The following is an 18,798-nucleotide window of genomic DNA, read 5'->3' on the forward strand; positions in this document are numbered from 1 at the left end:
GCGGGAGGGTGGGGGAGAAACCGCAACAGCAACAAACGCGGCGCCGCACACGACAACCGGCCCCAACTCACCGCACCGCGAGGTCCTGCAGGCCCACAACGCGAAGCAACCGCAACCGCTCGTAGGACTCGCTCCCCGGCCGCGCCGTGTACACGATCAACCGCTGATCATGCTCCGCACTGAGCAGCACCTCGCACTCCAGCTCCATCAGCCCCACCACCGGATGCTGGAACCGCTTCACATCCGCGCGCCGCACGGCGACCTCGTGCTCGTCCCACAGCGTCGAGAACTCCGCGCTGCGCCCCCGCAGTTCCGCGACCAGCGCGCCCGCGCGCGCGTCGTCGGGCCGGGCGGCCAGGACCGCACGCAGGTGCGCGACGTGACGCCGGGCCTGCTCCTCCCGGTCCCCCGGAGGGAAGAGCTCGCGCGCCGCCGGGTCGAGGAAGAAGCGGCGGACGATGTTGCGCTCCCTCGGCGGCCGGGAGGCCGCGTCGCCGACGAGCGCCGCGGCCATCGCGTTCTGGGCGAGGACGTCCCCCGCGTCGCTGACGACCTGCGCCGGGGTGTCGTCGAGCCGGTCCAGCACCAGCAGCAGTCCGGGCCGTACGTGCCCCGCGGCGCCGGCGTCGCGGGTGCCGCGGGGCGGTTCCTCGCCGGCCAGGTGGAAGAGGTGGTCCCGTTCGTCCTCGGACAGGCGCAGCGCACGGGCGAGCGCGCCCAGGATCTGGCGGGACGGCCGGGGGCCCCGTGACTGTTCGAGCCGGGTGTAGTAGTCCGCGGACATGCCGGCGAGCTGGGCGACCTCCTCGCGGCGCAGGCCGGGGGTGCGCCGCCGGACGCCGACCACCAGGCCCACGTCGGAGGGGGCGAGGCGGGCACGGCTGCGGCGCAGGAAGTGGGCGAGCTGCGCGCGGTCGATGTCCACGTTTCAAGCATCCCGCCGGGCCGGGACCTTATCCAGGGAGTGTCGATCCCCGGATGCGGAGGTCTCTCCCGCGGCGCCGCGGGCCGCCGCAGTCGGGTCGGCAGCCGCTTCGTGCCGAGGCTGCTGCAGTGGTGCCGCCCGGGCGAGGAGGTGCGGGTGCTCGTGCGGGACGCGGAGCGGGGCGAGGGGCCCGCCCGGCTGGGGGCACGGATCGCGACCGGGGACCTGCGGGGCCCGGAGGACCTGCGCAAGGCCCTGGCGGGCATGGATGCGGTCGTGCACCTGGCGGCGGTGTTCCGGGACGGCTCGCAGGAGGGCACCACGCCGACGCGGGCAGCCGCCGAGGCCGGGGCGACGCGTTGCGTGCAGGCGAGCACGAACCTGGTGTACGGCGAGGGCCGGGGCCGCCCCCTGGTGGAGTCCCTGCGCCGGGCCCCCGGCGTCGGGGGCCGGGCGTACAACATCGCCGACGACGCGCCGGCGGCGGCGGGAGGAGCCGGGCTTCCGCCCGCAGTATCCGTCGGTGTGGACGGCCCGCGACGCGGGCGCGCTCTGACTCACCCGATCCGGGGACGCCACGGCCGCCGTGCCGCGAACGCCGCCCGGCCTGCTGGGACGCTGTGCCCATGACGACGGCACGGCGGCCGGCCCCGGTGGGGGTGGGCCAGGTGGTGGCGCGCATGCGCGCGCTCGGCACGGCGCTCCCGCCGGGGGACGGGGTGGCGGTGTTCAACCGTGTCTACCTGTCGGTCACGGAGGAAATGGACGACCGGCTGGCGGCGGGCGGCTTCGGCGATCCCGTCGCCGCCGCCGTGCTGGCCGCCCGTTTCGCCGCCCGGTACCTGCGGGCGGTCGACGGCGCGACCGACCGCCGTGCCGTCCCGGCCTGCTGGCGGCCGCTGCTGCAGTTGCGTGGGCACCGCGGCGTCCGCCCGCTGCAGTTCGCGCTGGCCGGGATCAACGCGCACGTGGGTCACGACCTGGCGCTCGCGGTGGTGGACACCTGCTCCGCGCTGGGGTGCGAGCCGCCTTCGCTGGAACGGGACTTCGATCGCGTGGGCGATCTGCTGACGTCCGTGGAGGAACGCGTCAGGGAGGAGCTGATGCCCGGCCCCGATCTGCTGGACCTCGCCGACCCGCTGACCCATCTCGCCGGTTCCTGGAGCCTGGAACGCGCGCGGGACGCGGCGTGGGCCGCGTCCCGCGTGCTGTGGTCCCTGCGCGGACTGCCGGAGGTGTACGAGGAGTTCGCCGAGAAGCTCGACTCCGGGGTCGGGCTGGTGGGGCGCTTCCTGCTGACCCCGCTGGCCCGCTGAGGGGGGGCGGGTCAGTCCTCGTCGAGCATGACCGGCGCGATCTCGTCGTAGAGGTCGCCCGGGCCCGGGTTGGTCGGGTCCGTGGTGCCGCCGAACTGGTGCATCACGCCCCACACGGCGTTGAGCGCGGTCTGCACGGCGCCCTCGGCCCAGCCCGCGGTCCAGGAGATGTCGTCGCCCGCGAGGTAGATGCCGCGCTTGTCCTCGGGGAGGGTGTCCTGCATGAAGTGGGTGAACAGGCGCCGCTGGTAGCGGTAGTGACCGGGCAGGTTCGCCTTGAACGCGCCCATGAAGTAGGGCTCGTTCTCCCAGGAGACGGTCACCGGGTTGCCGATGATGTGCCCCCGGATGTCGACCTTCGGGTAGATCTCGCCGAGCGACTTGAGCATGACCTCCATGCGCTCGGACGCGCTCAGCGGCAGCCACTTGAGGCTGTCGTCGCACCACGTGTACGACAGGCAGATCACGGCCGGCTCGTCCGGGCCGTTGTCCAGCAGGTAGGTGCCGCGGGTCATGCGGTCGGTGAGCGTCATGCTCATCACGTCGCGGCCCGTCTGCTCGTCCTTGTCCAGCCAGAACGGCCGGTCGACCGGGACGAAGAGCTTGCTGGACTCCATGTAGTGGGTGCGCTCGATCGCCGTCCAGTGGTCGATCGGGAAGAGCGAGTCGTCGCAGTCGATCTTGCTGAGCAGCATCCAGCTCTGCGCGGTGAAGATCGCGGCGCGATAGGTGCGGATGTCGCCGTCGGCGTCGGTGACGGTGATCCGGTTGCCGGCGGTGCGGTGCAGTCGGGTCACGGCCGGGCGGGGGTCGCCGCCGTGCAGGGACTTCAGCGAGGTGCCGAGCGGCCAGTGGACGATCTTCTGCGGTTCCCGTTCCCACAGCCGCAGCGGCAGTTGCTGGCTGCCTCCGACGATGCCGCGGTGGTGGTCGTCGGCCTCGGTGTAGACGACGCGCAGGATCTCCAGGATGGAGTTGGGGAAGTCGGTGTCCCAGCCGCCCGTGCCGAAGCCGACCTGGCCGAAGATCTCCCGGTGGCGGAAGGACTTGAACGCCTCGGAGTCGCACAGGAACCCGTAGAAGGTCTGGTTGTCCAGCTTCTCGACCAGCTTCGCCCAGATCTCGCGGATACGCGGGACGTCGCGCTCACGCATCGCGCGGTTCATGTCGGAGAAGTCCGCGCCCTCCTCCAGGCAGGCGTTCCAGGCGTGCGCGACGTCGCGGTAGACCTGCGGCAGGTCGTCGATGGTCTGCGCGTAGTGGGACTCGCCCTTGAGGTCGACGACGGTCGACGGGGTCTCGGGGGCCAGCGGGTTGGGGAAGGGCGTGGTCTCCAGGCCCACCAGGTCGATGTAGTGCTGCAGGGCGGTGGAGGACGGCGGGAAGCGCATCGCGCCCATCTCCGCGGTCAGGTTCTCGTCGCAGCCCTCGAAGCCGACGGTGCGCAGCCGGCCGCCGATCCGGTCGGCCTCGTAGACGACGGGCTTGAGGCCCATCTTCATCAGCTCGTACGCGGCGACGATGCCGGACAGGCCGCCGCCGATGACCGCGACCTCCGCCCCGTGTTCGGTCGCCGGTATGGAGCCGAGGCCCGCGGCGCTCGCCAGGAAGTCGTCGTAGGCGAACGGGAAGTCCGGGCCGAACATGGTGATCGGCGGGGCCGACCGCACCTCGGGGTGCTGCTCGTCGTGGACCGCGGTGGGCACCGTGGACGTCATGGCGTGGTTCTCCTGGCTGTGAAGCGGTCAGGCGGGGCGGGGGAAGGGGTCGGGATCAGCCCAGCGAGCGGTACAGCTCGGGGCGGCGGTCCTCGAGGTAGGGCGTCTCCTCGCGGACCGCGCGCAGGAGATCCGGGTCGGCGTCGGCGACGACCAGCTCCTCGGTGGCTCCGGCCCGGGCGCGTACGGCGCCGTCGGGTCCGGCGAGGCAGCTCTGCCCCGCGAAGTCGAAATCGCCCTCGGGGCCGCAGCGGTTGGCGTAGGCGACGTGCAGCTGGCTCTCGTACGCGCGGGCCGGCACCAGGGTCTGCGGGACGAACTCGTAGGGCCGCATCAGCGCGGTGGGCACCGCGAGCAGCTGGGTGCCCGCGAGGGCGTGGGCCCGCACGGTCTCCGGGAACTCGACGTCGTAGCAGATGAGGATGCCGATCCGGACGCCGTCGAGCTCGGCCTGGACGACGGCGTCGTCGCCGGGGGTGAACCAGGTCCGCTCGAAGTCGCCGAAGAGGTGGGTCTTGCGGTAGCTGGCGAGGCGTCCGCCGTCCGGCCCGATCAGCTGGGCGGAGTTGAAGACGCCGCAGCCGTCGCGCTCGGGGTAGCCGTAGACGATGCCCAGGCCGTGCTCGGCGGCGATCCGGCCGACCCGGGCGGCGGCCGGCCCGTCGGCCGCCTCGGCGAGGCCCGGGACCGCGTCGCCGAGGGCGTAGCCGGTCAGGTACATCTCGGGCGTGACGAGCAGGCGGGCTCCCGCGGCGGAGGCCCGGCGCGCGGCGGCGTCGAGCGCGGCCAGGCTGTCGTCCACGGAGGAGGGGACGCCGCTCGGGCCTTGGTACAGCGCGGTGCGCAGCGGCGCCATGGAGCCTCTTTCGCCTGGTGGGGAGCCTGTTCCGGATCTGCCTCGACGGTACGATTCCGGGCGTCGTGGCGACAAGACGCGTCCGTTGCGCACCGACCGCCGATTCGTTGCGCGCCGGGGCGCAGCGGCGGCGATTCGTTGCGCGGGGGCGGCCGGACCCGGCTCCCCGGCCCAGCCCGCCCGCGGTCACGGCTCCGGCTGGTCCGGCACTCCCGTGTAGCGGCGCAGCAGCGGCGACAGCACCAGGACGGACTTGGTGCGCTCCACGAAGGGCTCGCCGGCGATCCGCTCCAGGACGCGCTCGAAGTGGCGCACGTCGGCGGCGTAGATCTGGACGACGGCGTCCGCCTCGCCGGTGACGGTCGAGGCGGACGCCACCTCCGGGTAGCGCGACAGGCCGCGCCGGATGTCGTCGGGCGAGGTGTTGTGGCGGCAGTAGAGCTCGACGAACGCCTCGGTCTCCCAACCCAGCGCGGAGGGCTCGACGCGGACGGTGAAACCCGTGATGGCGCCCTCCGCCAGCAGCCGGTCGACGCGGCGCTTGACGGCGGGGGCGGAGAGCCCGACGAGGGAGCCGATGTCGGCGAAGGAGCGGCGGGCGTCCTGGGCGAGGGCGTGGACGATGCGTTCGTCGAGTTCGTTCAGTCGCACTGGGGGTGGGTCACTTCTCTTCGCGAGCGAGCTGGGAACGGCGCGTGCCGTACGCACACCAGACTACGAGGCCGACCGCCGTCCACCCCGGCGGAGCACTCCCGGGTGATCGCGTCGAGGCGGGAACGCGGGTGCCCCCGTCCGCGGAAGCGGACGGGGGCACCCGGGCAGCGGTGCCGGCTACTGCCAGCTGGCGTGCAGCGGCTTGCCCTCGGCGTAGCCGGCGGCGCTCTGGATGCCGACGACGGCCTTCTCGGCGAACTCGGCGAGGTTGGCGGCCCCGGCGTAGGTGCAGGAGCTGCGGACGCCCGCGATGATCGAGTCGATGAGGTCCTCGACACCCGGGCGGCCCGGGTCGAGGAACATTCGCGAGGTGGAGATGCCCTCCTCGAACAGCCCCTTGCGGGCGCGGTCGTAGGCGGACTCCTCGCTCGTGCGGTTGGCCACGGCGCGGGCGGAGGCCATGCCGAAGCTCTCCTTGTACGGCCGGCCGTCGGCGGTCTGCTGCAGGTCGCCTGGCGACTCGTAGGTGCCCGCGAACCAGGAGCCGATCATGACGTTGGACGCGCCGGCGGCGAGCGCCATGGCGACGTCGCGCGGGTGCCGGACGCCACCGTCGGCCCAGACGTGCTTGCCGTGCCGGGCGGCCTCGGCGGCGCACTCCATGACGGCGGAGAACTGCGGCCGGCCCACGCCGGTCATCATGCGGGTGGTGCACATGGCGCCCGGGCCCACGCCGACCTTGACGATGTCGGCACCGGCCTCGATCAGGTCGCGCACGCCCTCGGCGGAGACGACGTTGCCGGCCACGACCGGAACCTGCGGGTCCAGGGCGCGGACGGCCTTCACGGCCTGGATCATGCTCTCCTGGTGACCGTGGGCGGTGTCGACGACGAGCGTGTCGACTCCCGCGTCGAGCAGCTGCTTGGCCTTGCCCGCCACGTCGCCGTTGATGCCGACGGCGGCGGCGATGCGCAGCCGCCCGCCGGCGTCGGTGGCGGGGGTGTAGAGGGTGGCGCGCAGCGCTGCCTTGCGGGTGAGGATCCCGGCCAGCCTGCCGTCGGCGTCCACCGCGGGGGCGAGCTTGCGGTTGGCCTCCTCCAGGCGGTTGAAGGCCTCGCGCGGGTCGATGTCCGCGGGCAGCAGCAGGAGGTCCTTGGACATCACCACGGAGACCTGGGTGAAGCGGTCCACACCGGTGAGGTCGTGCTCGGTGACGATGCCGACCGGACGGCCGTCCTCGACGACGACGGCGGCGCCGTGCGCCCGCTTGGGCAGCAGCGCCAGGGCGTCGGCGACGGTGGCGTGCGGGCCGAGCACGATCGGGGTGTCGAGCACGAGGTGCCGCTGCTTCACCCAGGTGATCACCTCGGCGATCACATCGATCGGGATGTCCTGGGGGATGACCACCAGACCTCCGCGCCGGGCGACGGTCTCGGCCATGCGGCGACCGGCGATGGCGGTCATGTTGGCGACCACGAGCGGGATGGTGGTGCCGGTGCCGTCCGGGGCCGAGAGGTCGACCGCTTGGCGGGAACCCACCGCCGAGCGGCTGGGGACCATGAACACGTCGTCGTACGTCAGGTCGTACGGAGGCTTTGCATCATTGAGGAAACGCACGTACTTCATTTTTGCACGGACCGGGCCGAAACGAACACGGAGGAAACTCCGGCGCTCACGAAGGGTCGCTCGTAGGTTCCTCCAGGACGACCTCGAAGGGGAGCACGGCCGGGTCGTGGAAGGCGGCGGCGTCCGCGAGGACCCGGCGCGCGGTCCGCCACTGCTCCGGTTCGGCCGCCGCGAAGTCGCGCCAGCCGCGGACGACCAGGCGGAGCCCGCCCCGCGCGGGGTCGGGCAGGTCGGTGAGGCAGTCGTACAGGGCGTCCCAGTTGCGGCCGAACCAGCCGGGCAGCCGCAACTGCTCGGCGCAGCGCTCCATGAACGCGCTCTTGGTGGTGACCCCGTGCAGGTCCAGCACCGTCGTTGCCGTCATCTGCGGACCGCCCTGAAGCTCTGGTAGTGGTCGTCGGTGTAGTAGACCTCCCCGCCGGATCCGGTGACGAAGCGCCGGGCGCCACGGTCGCTCGTCCCCGGGGTCGGGACGGTGTACTCGTGGTAGTAGCCGCGCGGGTGCGCGGGCAGCAGGCCCTCGACGTTGCCGAAGACGGTGCCGTCCTTCGCGTACGGGAAGGGGCCGCCCGCGTCGATCAGCCGGAGCGTCTCGCGGGCCTCGGGCGGCAGGCTCGTGACGGCCACCGTGGGCAGCGCCCCGACGGGTTCGGTGGCGGGCGGGGAGCAGCCGGTGAGCAGCAGCGCGAGGCAGCCCAGCAGGGCGAGGGCGATCACGGTGGCACGGCGGACGGGGCCGGTCGGCATGCCGCGATGCTGCCACAGCCCGCGGTGCCCGCCGCGCAGGGCGCGCGAGCGGACGGTGGGCGGCGGGCGGTGGACTAGGGCTCGCGGAGCGCCTCGGGATCCGCGCGGTCGAGGGCGGGCCGCGGCATGGGCGTGGTGGAGTCCAGCAGGTAGTCGGCGGCGGCGGTGTCCGTCACGATGCTGGTGACCAGACCGGACCGGAGCACGGCGTCGACCGCGGCGGCCTTGCGCAGCCCGCCGGCGATGGCGAGCACCTCGGGGATGCGGCGCAGCCGGTCCGCCTCGATCGTGATGCAGCGCTCGCCCAGGTCACGGCCGACCAGCAGGCCCTCGGCGTCGAAGAGGTGCGAGGACATCTCCGCGGCGACGCCGAGGGAGGCGTAGTGCTCCCGCTCGGCGTCGGTCAGGGCGTCGTGGACGGTGGAGATGCCGGCCGCCCAGGACCCGATCGAGACCACGGCCACGGTGACCTTGTCGAAGTAGCTCATGGCGGCCGCGATGCCGCTCTGGGCGCGCAGCGCCGCGGCCGTCGCCGGGTCGGGCAGCACCATGGGGGCGTACATCGGGTGGGCCTCGCCGCCGGAGACGGCCGCGGCGGTGCGGACCGCCTCGACCGAGCCGCGGTCGGCGGTGCCGGCGTCGTACACGCCGGTGAGCTGGACGACCGTGCACGGCGGCAGCCGGTCGAGGGCGTTGGCCATGGTGATGATGGAGCGCCCCCAGGCGAGGCCGAGCACGTCACCCTCGCTGACCAGCTCGCCGAGCAGCTGCGCGGCGACGGCGCCCAGGTTCTCCGGGTCGGGGCCGTCGGTCTCGTCGGCGGGCGACTCGACGACGACGGCGTGCCGCAGCCCGTAGCGGGCGCGCAGGGCGTCGGAGCGTTCGGCGTCGAGCTCGGCGGGGACCCTGATCTCGATGCGCACGAGGTCACGTTCGAGGGCCGTCTCCAGGACCCGCGCCACCTTGAAGCGGCTCACGCCGAACTCCTCGGCGATCTGGATCTTGGATTTTCCCTCCAGGTAGAAGCGGCGGGCCATCGCCGCCGCCTGGACCATCTCGCCGGGGCCCATGCGCACCCCTGTGCGGCCTGTGGTCACGTTCTCTCCCCAGTTGCCCATCTGATCGGCTCCGCGCTCATCCTCGCACGTACTCCGGAGTACCGGAGCACGCTGCCCACTCAGTGGTCAGTGCGCGCAGGCCGCCGCCGCCTGCTTGCGCAGCCCCCGTACCGCCTCGGCCGGGTCCTCGGCTCCGTAGACGGCCGAACCGGCCACGAAGACGTCCGCTCCGGCCTCGGCGCAGCGCTCGATGGTGGCGGCCGAGACTCCCCCGTCGACCTGCAGCCACAGGTCCAGCCCGTGCTTGTCGATCAGCTTCCGGGCGCGTCGGATCTTGGGCAGCATGATGTCGAGGAAGGCCTGACCGCCGAAGCCCGGCTCCACGGTCATGATCAGCAGCATGTCGAGCTCGGGCAGCAGGTCCTCGTACGGCTCGACCGGCGTCGCCGGCCTGAGCGCCATCGAGGCCCGCGCGCCCTTGGCGCGGATCTCCCGGGCCAGGCGCACCGGCGCGGCGGCCGCCTCGACGTGGAAGGTGACGGAACCCGCGCCCGCCTCGACGTAGGCCGGGGCCCAGCGGTCCGGATCGGCGATCATCAGATGGCAGTCGAGCGGGGTCTTGGTCGCCTTGTGGAGGGACTCCACGACCGGCACGCCGAGCGTCAGGTTGGGGACGAAGTGATTGTCCATCACGTCGACGTGGAGCCAGTCCGCGCCTTCGACGGCCCGCGCCTCGTCGGCGAGGCGCGCGAAGTCGGCGGAGAGAATACTGGGGTTGATCTGCACGGCCATGGTCCCAGTATGGCGGTGCCGGGCGCTTCCCCGCGCACCGGGCGGACGGCTGTGGAAAACCTCCCCGCACGCCCCGTCCGGGCGTGGGATGCTGTGCGGATCGGGAGCACTCCTCGGGGGACGCCTTGGCGAGGCGGAGGTGACGGGTGTGAAGGCTCCACACGGCTGGGCGGTCCTGGTCTGCGGCCGGCGCGGCAAATGGGTCGTGCTCGCGCTCTGGCTGGTCCTGCTGGTGGCGGTGGCGCCGCTGGCCCAGAAGCTCACGGACGCGCAGCAGAACGACTCCTCCTCCTGGCTGCCGGGCAACGCGGAGTCCACTCAGGTCCTGGAACTGCAGAAGCGGTTCCTGCCCGACACCGCCCCCGCCGTCGTGGTCTACGCGCGCCCCGGCGGACTGACCGACGAGGACCGTGCGACGGTCGGTCAGGACGCCGCGCAGATACGACGGATGACCGGGCACGGCGTCTTCGGCGGCCGCACCGTCGGCCCGGTGTACGAGGAACGCGCCGCCGGCCCGCGCGCCGCGCAGCTCATCGTCCCCATCGGCGTGGACGAGGGCGGCTGGACGGGCATCGCGGACGCGGTCGCCGGCATCCGCGCCGTCACCGGCGACGGCACCGGCGGCCTCGAGGTGCACATCACCGGACCGGGTGGCTTCGCGGCCGACTCCGCCGAGGCCTTCGAGGGCATCGACGGCACCCTGCTGTACAGCGCGCTCGCCGTGGTCGTCGTCATCCTGCTGCTCACCTACCGCAGCGTCACCCTCATCCTGCTGCCGGTCGTCTCGGTCGTCGGGGCGCTGTTCACGGCGCAGGCGGCGGTCTACCTGCTGGCCGAGCACGCCGACCTCGTCGTCAACGCGCAGAGCGCGGGCATCCTGACCGTCCTGGTGTTCGGCGCCGGCACGGACTACGCGCTGCTGCTGGTCGCCCGCTACCGCGAGGAACTGCGCCGCCACGAGGACCGCCACGAGGCCATGGCGCTGGCCCTGCACCGGGCGGGGCCGGCGATCGTCGCCAGTGCCGCCACGGTCGCGGTGAGCATGCTGTGCCTGCTGGCCGCCGAGATGAACTCGACCTCCGGGCTCGGGCCGGTCGCCGCCGTCGGCGTCGTCGTCGGCCTGGCCGCCATGCTGACGCTCTTCCCCGCCCTGCTGGTCGTCGTGGGCCGCTGGGTGTTCTGGCCCGCCGTCCCGCACGCCGGTTCCGCCGAGCCCACCCGGAACGGGGTGTGGTCCCGGGTGGGCCGCCGCATCGACCGCCGGCCGCGCACGGTGTGGGTGGGCACCGCCGCCGTGCTGGCCGCACTCTCGCTGGGCGTGATCGGTCTGCAGGCGGCGGGCCTGAGCAACGCCCAGAGCTTCACCGGGACCCCCGACTCCGTCATCGGCCAGCAGGTCGAGTCCCGCTACTTCCCCGCCGGCTCCGGACAGCCGCTGGTGGTGATCGCCGACGCGGGTGCGGCGGAGCAGGTCAAGGCCGCGCTCGACGGCGTCGAGGGCGTCGCACCCGGCTCCGCGGTCGTACCGAAGGGCGCGCCTGCGCAGAAGGACGGCCGGGTCTACCTGGAGGCAACGCTCACCGACCCGGCCGACAGCCAGGCCGCCGAGGACACCGTGGACCGCGCCCGCGGGACCCTGCACGCCGTGCCGGGTGCCGACGCCAAGGTCGGCGGCGGTACGGCGGCACTGCTCGACGCGGGCCGCGCCTCAGCGCACGACAACGAGCTGCTCATCCCCATGATCCTCGTCGTCGTGCTGGTGATCCTGGGCATCCTGCTGCGGGCCCTCACCGCCCCGCTGGTGCTCATCGAGACCGTGGTGCTCTCCTTCGCCGCCGCGCTCGGCGTCAGCGTGCTCGCCTTCCGGCACGTCTTCGGCTTCCAGGGCGAGGACACGGCCTTCCCGCTGTTCGTCTTCGTGTTCCTGGTGGCGCTGGGCATCGACTACAACATCTTCCTGATGACGCGGATCCGCGAGGAGAGCGCGCTGTCCGGGACCCGCGAGGGAACCCTCACCGGCCTCGCGGCGACCGGCGGTGTCATCACCTCCGCGGGCCTGGTGCTCGCCGGCACGTTCGCGGCCCTGGCGACACTGCCCGTCGTGGGCTTCGCGGAGATCGGCTTCGCGGTGGCCTTCGGCGTCCTGCTGGACACCTTGGTCGTGCGGTCGGTGCTGGTGACCGCGTTCACCCTCGACCTGCGGCACCGCGTGTGGTGGCCGAGCCGCCTGGACCGCCCCCGCGCCGGGGCTCCGGCAGAGGAACCGGCCGCGCCCGCCGCCCCGCACGCCGGTGCGTGACGTCCGCCGGACAGCAGTGACCGCCCGCGCCGGGCGCGGGCGGTCACTGCTGTCCGGCGGGTGTCACGCGTTGGGACGCTTGCCGTGGTTGGCGCCCTTCTTCTTCCGGGCGCGCCGCTTGTTGCCTCGCTTGGACATGATGCCCAACCCTCTCGTACAGGACATTTCGACCGCGGTCAGTCTATGACCGCCCCCGGCGTGCGGCACGTCAGCAACGCTCCGCGCGCGAACGCCTGGTCAGTCCGGGAAGTGCGCGCGCATGAAGGCGTTGCGGAAGACCCCTGAGGGGTCGAACCGGGCGGCGAGCTGCCGGAAGTCGTCGTAGCGCGGGTAGAGCTCGCGCAGGGCGGCGGGCGACGGGGTGAAGAGCTTGCCCCAGTGCGGGCGGGCGGAGAAGGGGCGCAGGGCTTCCTCGACGACCTGGACCGCCCGCGTCACCGCCGCGACGTCCGGGGTCCAGGTGAAGTGGAAGGCGACGCTGTCGCGTCCGTGGGCGGGGCTGAGCCAGAGGGAGTCGGCCGCCACGGTGCGGATCTCGCCGATCAACACTTCGGACGAGAACCGCTCCCGCACCCGCCACAGGGCCTCGAACGCCGCCACCGCGTCGCGCCGGTCGACGAAGAACTCCGACTGGATCTCCTCGCCGCTGCTCGGGGTGAACTCCAGGCGGAAGTGGGGCAACCGCTCGTACCAGGGGCCTGCCAGGCCCTGCTGCGGGGTGCAGTGCGTGCCGGGCATCCCCGGGATCGGGTGCCGTGGCCCGTCGGCCGCGGTGGCCCCGAACCACGTCTGCGGTACGGGCTCCGCCCCGTCGGCGTCGACCCGCTCCTTGAGCCACACCTGGTCGACGGCACGGTCCCGCCAGCGGGTGAAGACCGACACGCTGTACCCCGCCGACATCACCGTGTCGAAGTTCCCGAGGAACTCCTCCTTCGGCATGTCCTCGTAGACGGTCTGGCGCACGGCGAAGGACGGGACGAGGTCGAGGGTCAGCCCGGTCACGACGCCCAGGGCGCCCAGGGCGACGACGGAGCCGTCGAAGTCGGGATCGCCGCGACGGATCTCGGCGAGCCCGCCGTCGGCGGTGACCATGGTCAGCGCGCTGACCGCGCCGGCCAGGCTGCGCCGGCCGGTGCCGGAACCGTGCGTGCCGGTGGCGCACGCGCCGGCGACGGAGATGTGCGGCAGGGAGCCGAGGTTGTGCAGCGCCAGACCCGCCTCGTCGATCGTGCGGACGATCTCGCCGAAGCGCAGCCCCGAGGCGACCGTGGCGGTGCGGGCGGTGCGGTCGACGTCGACCACGGCGGGCAGCCGCGAGGTCGAGACGTGCTCGCCGTCGGTGTCGGCGACGGTGCTGAAGGAGTGCCGGGTCCCGAGGGCGCGCACCCGTGGGGACCGGGCCACGATCTCCTGCAGCTCGGTGACGGACTCGGGGTGGTGGAGGCTTCGTGCGGTGAAGGCGACGTTGCCGCCCCAGTTGCTCTCCGCGGGCATCGCGGTCGTTCCTTCCTGTACGGCCCGGCTGGCGGCGGCCGCGCGGCGCGCGGCCTGCCGGATCAGTGGTTCGGGGCCTGCCGTTCCAGGATGATTCTCGCCGCTGGGGCCGGGGGCGCAGGACAGGGGTGTGTCGTGGCGCCGCGGGGGCCGGGCCCGCCCGCTCCTTCAAGTCTTGACGTGACCCCGTCACCCTGGCATGGTCTAGACCTAGCTGGGCTCAACGGGACGGCACAGCAGGGAAGTTCACGCCGCCCCGGACACGACGCACGCCGCGCCGCGCCCGTGCGTGACCCCCTCGGAAAGACCCGTGCCCGCCGTGCGGAGCACCCCCCGCCAAGCTCCCTCCCCCATGACCGCGGCCTCCGGCCGGGTAAGGAGCGACTCCCCCATGTCCACGTCCCTCACCGGACGGCTCCCCGCAGGACGTACCGTCCTGGGCCCGTCCGCGGTGTTCGCCGTCCTCGCGGCGCTCCTGGCCACCTTGTTCGTCGCGACGCCGACCGCCCGCGCGGCGGACGGCCAGATCAGCGGCCTGGCGGGCAAGTGCGTCGACGTCGCCGCGGCCAACAGCGCCAACGGCACCGCCGTACAGCTCTACGACTGCAACGGGACCAACGCCCAGCGCTGGTCCAACCCCGGCGACGGCACGCTGCGCGCGCTCGGCAAGTGCCTCGACGTCGTCGACCGCGGCACCGCCGACGGGGCCGCGGTCCAGTTGTGGGACTGCGCGGGCAGTGCCAACCAGCAGTGGGTCGTCACCGCTGCGCGCGACATCGTCAACCCCGCCGCCAACAAGTGCCTGGACGTCCGGGAGAACAACTCCGCCAACGGCACCCGGCTGCAGATCTGGACCTGCACCGGCGGGGCGAACCAGAAGTGGAACGCCCCCGCGAGCGGCGGTGGCGGCACGAACCCGTCCGGATTCGTCGTCAGCGAGGCCCAGTTCAACCAGATGTTCCCGGGCCGCAACGGCTTCTACACCTACAGCGGCCTGGTCGCGGCCCTGAGCTCCTACCCGGGCTTCGCCAACTCCGGCAGCGACACCGTGAAGAGGCAGGAGGCCGCCGCCTTCCTCGCCAACGTCAGCCACGAGACGGGCGGCCTGGTGTACGTGGTCGAGCAGAACACGGCCAACTACCCGCACTACTGCGACTGGGGCCAGCCCTACGGCTGCCCGGCCGGCCAGGCCGCGTACTACGGCCGCGGTCCGATACAGCTCAGCTGGAACTTCAACTACAAGGCGGCCGGCGACGCCCTCGGCATCGACCTGCTGGGCAACCCCTGGCGCGTGGAGCAGGACGCGGCCGTGGCCTGGCGCACGGGCCTTTGGTACTGGAACACCCAGAGCGGCCCCGGCACCATGACCCCGCACAACGCCATGGTGAACCAGGCAGGCTTCGGCCAGACGATCCGCTCCATCAACGGGTCCCTGGAGTGCGACGGCCGCAACCCGGCGCAGGTGCAGAGCCGGGTGAGCAAGTACCAGCAGTTCACGGCGATCCTGGGCGTCAGCCAGGGTGCCAACCTCTACTGCTGAGCCTCCGCCGCGCGGGTGCGGCCCGGACGTCCGGGCCGCACCCGCGCGGTCATTCCGCGGTGCGGCGCAGCAGGGCGAGGTACATCGCGTCGGTGCCGTGCAGGTGGGGCCAGAGCTGGACGTCGGGGCCCTCGCCGAGGTCGTGGACCCCGGGCATGAGGGGGCGGGCGTCGACCCATTCGGCGGGGACGGCTCCCGGCTGGCCGAGGACGTCCTCCACGACGGCACGGGTCTCGGCCGGATGCGGGGAGCAGGTCGCGTAACCGACGACCCCGCCGACGCGTACCGCGCGCAGCGCGGACTCCAGCAGGCCGCGCTGCAGGGGCGCGAAGCCCGGGACGTCCTCGGCGCGCCGGCGCCAACGCGCCTCGGGGCGGCGGCGCAGGGCGCCGAGGCCGGTGCAGGGCACGTCGACCAGGACACGGTCGAAGGCGCCCGGGCGCCAGGCGGGCCGGGTGCCGTCGGCGACGATCACCTCGAACGGCCCGGGGTTGCCGGCCAGGGCGCGGGCCACCAGCCGGGCCCGGTGCAGCTGCTTCTCGGAGGCGACCAGGGCCGCACCGCGCTCGGCGGCGAGCGCGCCGAGCAGGGCCGCCTTGCCGCCGGGGCCGGCGCAGCCGTCCAGCCAGAGCCGGTCGGGGCCGTCGCCGAGCGGGGCCGCGGCCAGGGCGGCGGCGACGAGCTGGCTGCCCTCGTCCTGGACACCGGCGCGGCCCTCGCGCACCGCCTCGATGGCGGCGGGGTCGCCGCCCTCGGCGAGCCGGACCGCCCACGGGGACCAGCGGCCGGGGAGCGTGGCGTCCGCGGGAAGCGCGTCGGCGAGCTCCTGCGGGGTGGCGCGGCCGGGGCGCGCGACGAGGGTGACCTCGGGGCGCTCGTTGTCGGCCGCGAGCAGTTCCTCCATGCCCGCGCGGCCGCCGCCGAGGGCGTCCCACAGGGCCGAGACGATCCAGCGCGGGTGCGAGTGGACGACGGCGAGGTGGTCCTCGGGGTCCTCGTCGTAGGGCGGCGCCACCTCGTCCAGCCAGGCGTCGAGCTCCTGTGCGGCGATCCGGCGCAGCACCGCGTTGACGAACTTCGCGCGCCCGTCGCCGAGGACCACGCGGGCCAGCTCGACGGTGGCGGAGACGGCGGCGTGGCTGGGGATACGGGTGCCCAGCAGCTGGTGGGCGCCGAGCGACAGCACGTCCAGCACGGGCGGGTCGACCTCGCGCAGCGGCCGGTCGACGCACGCCGCGATCACGGCGTCGTACGTGCCCTGACGGCGCAGGGTGCCGTAGACGAGCTCGGTGGCGAGCGCCGCGTCGCGCCGGTCGAACTCCCGGCCCTTGCGTGCCGCCTCGGCCTCGGCCTCGCGCAGCAGCGAGGGCAGGACGAGGTTGGCGTAGGCGTCGCGCTCGTCGACCGCCCTCAGCGCCTCGAACGCCAGGATGCGCACGGGGTCGCGCTGGGGCTTGCGGTAGGGCCGGCCGCCTTGCGGGGGCCTGCCCTGGGTGCGGCCCTGACGGGCGGCGGGCTGCGGTCGGCGTCGTGACGGTTCGCTCACGTGGAAGGTGCTCCGGAAGTGTCGGTGGTACGGCGGGACGCGGTGCGCCCCGCTTCGAGCGTACGTGGCAGACGCGGTCAGGCGCCGAGCCGGTCGCCGGAGGGGACGCGGACGCCGCGCGCCCAGTCGGCGGCGGGCATCGGCTTCTTGCCCTGCGGACGCACCTCGCCGAGCTCCACGGCGTGGCTGCCGGTGCCCACGTACACGGCGCGCTTGGTGACCTCCAGCTCGCCGGGCGCCAGGTCGGTGCGCTCCGGCAGCAGGGAGACGGGGCCGACCTTGAGGCGCTCGCCACCGAACAGGGTCCAGGCACCGGGCGCCGGCGTGCAGCCCCGGACCAGCCGGTCCACCCGCAGCGCCGGGGCGTTCCAGTCGACCTGGGCGTCGTCGACGGTGATCTTGGGCGCCAGGCTGACGCCCTCGGCGGGCTGCGGCCGGGCGACCAGCGCGCCGTCCTCGATGCCGTCCATGGTGGCCGAGAGCAGTTTCGCACCGCTGTGCGAGAGCCGGGTGAGCAGGTCGCCACTGGTGTCGCGGGGCCGGACGTCCTCGGTGACGACGCCGTACACCGGCCCGGAGTCCAGGCCCTCCTCGATGAGGAAGGTCGCGGCCCCGGTGACCTCGTCGCCCGCCATGACGGCGTGCTGCACCGGGGCGGCGCCGCGCCAGGCGGGGAGCAGGGAGAAGTGCAGGTTGACCCAGCCGTGGGCGGGCACGTCGAGGGCGACGCGGGGCAGCAGCGCGCCGTAGGCCACGACCGGGCAGCAGTCGGGGGCGATCTCCCGGAGCCGGGCGAGGAAGTCCTCGTCGCGGGGCTTGGCGGGCTTGAGGACCTCGATGCCGGCCTCCTCCGCGCGCTGGGCCACCGGGCTGGCGACGAGCTTGCGGCCGCGCCCCGCGGTGGCGTCCGGCCGGGTGACGACGGCGACGACCTCGTGCCGGCCGGAGGCGATCAGGGCGTCGAGGGCGGGAACGGCGACCTCGGGGGTGCCGGCGAAGACGAGCCTCATGCGTGCGGGGTGCCTTTCTGCAGTGCGCGGCCCTACAGTGCGCGGCCGAAGGTGCTGTGCGGGGAGACGCGGACCTGGGGCGCGGGCTGACCGGCCCACTCGGCCTCGCGTATCGCCTTCATCGCGGCCTTGCGCTGCTCGCGGTCGAGGCGGTCGATGAAGATGATGCCGTCGAGGTGGTCGGTCTCGTGCTGGATGCAGCGGGCGAGCAGCTGGGTGCCCTCGATGGTCACCGGGTCGCCGTGCATGTTGAAGCCCCGGGCGACGACGCCGTGGGCCCGCTTGGTGTCGAAGCGCAGCCCGGGCAGGGACAGGCAGCCCTCGGGGCCGTCCTGCTCCTCCTCGCTCAGACTGAGGTCCGGGTTGACCAGATGGCCCAGCTCGCCGTCGACGTGGTAGGTGAACACCCGCAGCGAGACGCCGATCTGAGGAGCCGCCAGGCCTGCGCCGGGGGCGTCCTTCATGGTCTCCTCGAGGTCCTTGACGAGGGTGCGCAGCTCTTTGTCGAAGACGGTCACGGGCTGCGCCGTCATGCGCAGCACGGGGTCGCCGAAGAGGCGGATCGGCTGGATGGACACGCGGTGGCTCCGTGGTCGGACGGGGACAGGGCAACCGCCCCAGTCTATGGGCCGGTGGGGTGGGGGCGCGCACCCCTGCGCACGCCCCCCGAAGGGTGCGATGCGCCCCCGATGCGTGACTCCACGGGAGTCTGGCGCGTTGGTCAATGGAGTTTGACCCACAAGAGCCGGTTCGAGAGGCCAGTTGATGCCCGAACACGCAACTCATGACGCCCAGGCCAGGGCGAGCCTTCACCTGCTGGTGCGGGACATCGAGCGGGTCCGCCGACAGGTCGACGCGCTGCGCACCCTCACCACCCAGCTGGGCAACGTCTACCGTCCCCGCCGCGGCGGGCCGTCCGCGGGATTCGTGGTCTACGGCCGCGCCCCCGCTCCCACCGTCCGGCTCGCCCAGGAGCTGCGGGACAGCGTCGAGACCCTGGTGACCGCGGCCGTCGAGTTCGACCGCTCCCTGGGCTTCAGCTGGGACGCCGTCGGCTCCGCGCTGGGCGTCACCAAGCAGGCCGTCCACCGGCGGTACGGCAACCGGCGCTCGGCGCCGCCCGGAGCGGCCGTGGCGGAGGTGCACGGCGATCCCCCGGCCCCGGCGGTGCTGCCCTCCGTGCCCGCGGCCCGCGCGATGCCCGCGCACGCCGGCCC

At 73.5% G+C, this 18,798-nt stretch carries 19 protein-coding genes; 5 read left to right on the forward strand and 14 right to left on the reverse strand.

Translation table 11 applies throughout. The annotated features are described in order from the left end of the window. Positions 1-67: 67 nt before the first annotated feature. Entirely contained in the window at positions 68-919 is an 852-nt protein-coding gene (locus tag PV341_RS33190) for a helix-turn-helix transcriptional regulator (protein ID WP_500359773.1), read from the reverse strand. 117 nt (positions 920-1,036) lie between these two features. Between PV341_RS33190 and PV341_RS33195 the strand changes: the two genes are divergently transcribed. Both PV341_RS33195 and PV341_RS33200 read left to right on the forward strand, forming a co-directional pair. Further along, complete coding sequence (locus tag PV341_RS33195; protein WP_500359763.1) at positions 1,037-1,555, forward strand: NAD-dependent epimerase/dehydratase family protein; 519 nt, start codon at positions 1,037-1,039, stop codon at positions 1,553-1,555. Continuing rightward, positions 1,552-2,241, forward strand: a complete 690-nt coding sequence (locus PV341_RS33200; protein WP_500324390.1) for a DUF5995 family protein — start codon at positions 1,552-1,554, stop codon at positions 2,239-2,241. Before PV341_RS33195 ends, PV341_RS33200 begins: the two co-directional genes overlap by 4 nt. 11 nt (positions 2,242-2,252) lie before the next feature. On the opposite strand, the gene PV341_RS33205 is transcribed toward PV341_RS33200, so the two are convergent. From PV341_RS33205 to rpe, 8 genes are all read right to left on the reverse strand, one after another. After that, on the reverse strand, positions 2,253-3,959 hold the full coding sequence (locus tag PV341_RS33205; RefSeq protein WP_500324391.1) for a flavin monoamine oxidase family protein: 1,707 nt from the start codon (positions 3,957-3,959) through the stop codon (positions 2,253-2,255). A 55-nt stretch (positions 3,960-4,014) separates the two neighbouring features. Beyond that, positions 4,015-4,815 carry a carbon-nitrogen hydrolase family protein gene (locus tag PV341_RS33210; RefSeq protein WP_500359764.1) on the reverse strand — a complete coding sequence of 267 codons (801 nt, stop codon included), beginning with the start codon at positions 4,813-4,815 and terminating at the stop codon, positions 4,015-4,017. Between the two features lie 186 nt (positions 4,816-5,001). Then, positions 5,002-5,466, reverse strand: a complete 465-nt coding sequence (locus PV341_RS33215) for an Lrp/AsnC family transcriptional regulator (protein ID WP_500324393.1) — start codon at positions 5,464-5,466, stop codon at positions 5,002-5,004. Positions 5,467-5,646: 180 nt separating this feature from the next. Further along, positions 5,647-7,095: a GuaB1 family IMP dehydrogenase-related protein gene (locus PV341_RS33220; protein WP_500324394.1), complete on the reverse strand. Its 1,449-nt coding sequence runs from the start codon at positions 7,093-7,095 to the stop codon at positions 5,647-5,649. 46 nt (positions 7,096-7,141) lie between these two features. Beyond that, entirely contained in the window at positions 7,142-7,459 is a 318-nt protein-coding gene (locus PV341_RS33225) for a barstar family protein (protein ID WP_500359766.1), read from the reverse strand. Further along, positions 7,456-7,842 carry a guanyl-specific ribonuclease gene (locus PV341_RS33230; protein ID WP_500324396.1) on the reverse strand — a complete coding sequence of 129 codons (387 nt, stop codon included), beginning with the start codon at positions 7,840-7,842 and terminating at the stop codon, positions 7,456-7,458. The genes PV341_RS33225 and PV341_RS33230 overlap by 4 nt, the downstream gene beginning before the upstream one ends. A 74-nt stretch (positions 7,843-7,916) precedes the next feature. Then, positions 7,917-8,960: a sugar-binding transcriptional regulator gene (locus PV341_RS33235; protein ID WP_500324397.1), complete on the reverse strand. Its 1,044-nt coding sequence runs from the start codon at positions 8,958-8,960 to the stop codon at positions 7,917-7,919. A 66-nt stretch (positions 8,961-9,026) separates the two neighbouring features. Further along, positions 9,027-9,692 (reverse strand): ribulose-phosphate 3-epimerase, encoded by a 666-nt coding sequence (gene rpe / locus PV341_RS33240; RefSeq protein ID WP_499510752.1) that lies wholly within the window; start codon positions 9,690-9,692, stop codon positions 9,027-9,029. Between the two features lie 148 nt (positions 9,693-9,840). On the opposite strand from rpe, the gene PV341_RS33245 reads away from it, so the two are divergent. After that, positions 9,841-11,991: an MMPL family transporter gene (locus tag PV341_RS33245; RefSeq protein ID WP_500359767.1), complete on the forward strand. Its 2,151-nt coding sequence runs from the start codon at positions 9,841-9,843 to the stop codon at positions 11,989-11,991. Positions 11,992-12,054: 63 nt separating this feature from the next. On the opposite strand, the gene PV341_RS33250 is transcribed toward PV341_RS33245, so the two are convergent. Both PV341_RS33250 and PV341_RS33255 read right to left on the reverse strand, forming a co-directional pair. Further along, positions 12,055-12,129, reverse strand: coding sequence for a 50S ribosomal protein bL37 (locus tag PV341_RS33250; RefSeq protein WP_373297613.1), 75 nt, complete (start codon positions 12,127-12,129; stop codon positions 12,055-12,057). A gap of 99 nt (positions 12,130-12,228) precedes the next feature. Continuing rightward, the gene (locus tag PV341_RS33255; RefSeq protein WP_500359768.1) at positions 12,229-13,485 is read right to left on the reverse strand and encodes a D-arabinono-1,4-lactone oxidase; all 1,257 of its coding nucleotides are present in this window, start codon (positions 13,483-13,485) and stop codon (positions 12,229-12,231) included. Positions 13,486-13,876: 391 nt separating this feature from the next. Here PV341_RS33255 and PV341_RS33260 point away from each other — a divergent pair, with 391 nt between their 5' ends. Continuing rightward, a complete protein-coding gene (locus PV341_RS33260; RefSeq protein ID WP_500359770.1) occupies positions 13,877-15,025 on the forward strand; it encodes a glycoside hydrolase family 19 protein in 1,149 nt (382 codons plus the stop codon). 49 nt (positions 15,026-15,074) lie between these two features. On the opposite strand, the gene PV341_RS33265 is transcribed toward PV341_RS33260, so the two are convergent. The 3 genes from PV341_RS33265 to def all read right to left on the reverse strand — a co-directional run bounded on the left by PV341_RS33265 (position 15,075) and on the right by def (position 18,159). Continuing rightward, a complete protein-coding gene (locus PV341_RS33265) occupies positions 15,075-16,571 on the reverse strand; it encodes an RsmB/NOP family class I SAM-dependent RNA methyltransferase (protein ID WP_500324401.1) in 1,497 nt (498 codons plus the stop codon). A 77-nt stretch (positions 16,572-16,648) separates the two neighbouring features. Further along, complete coding sequence (gene fmt, locus PV341_RS33270) at positions 16,649-17,581, reverse strand: methionyl-tRNA formyltransferase (protein WP_500324402.1); 933 nt, start codon at positions 17,579-17,581, stop codon at positions 16,649-16,651. Between the two features lie 32 nt (positions 17,582-17,613). After that, a complete protein-coding gene (def, locus tag PV341_RS33275; RefSeq protein WP_500324403.1) occupies positions 17,614-18,159 on the reverse strand; it encodes a peptide deformylase in 546 nt (181 codons plus the stop codon). Positions 18,160-18,346: 187 nt separating this feature from the next. Between def and PV341_RS33280 the strand changes: the two genes are divergently transcribed. Continuing rightward, a partial coding sequence (locus PV341_RS33280) for a hypothetical protein (protein WP_500359772.1) occupies positions 18,347-18,798 on the forward strand: 452 nt, incomplete at its 3' end.

It is taken from the genome of Streptomyces sp. PA03-1a (genome assembly GCF_033792805.1).
Classification (GTDB): domain Bacteria; phylum Actinomycetota; class Actinomycetes; order Streptomycetales; family Streptomycetaceae; genus Actinacidiphila.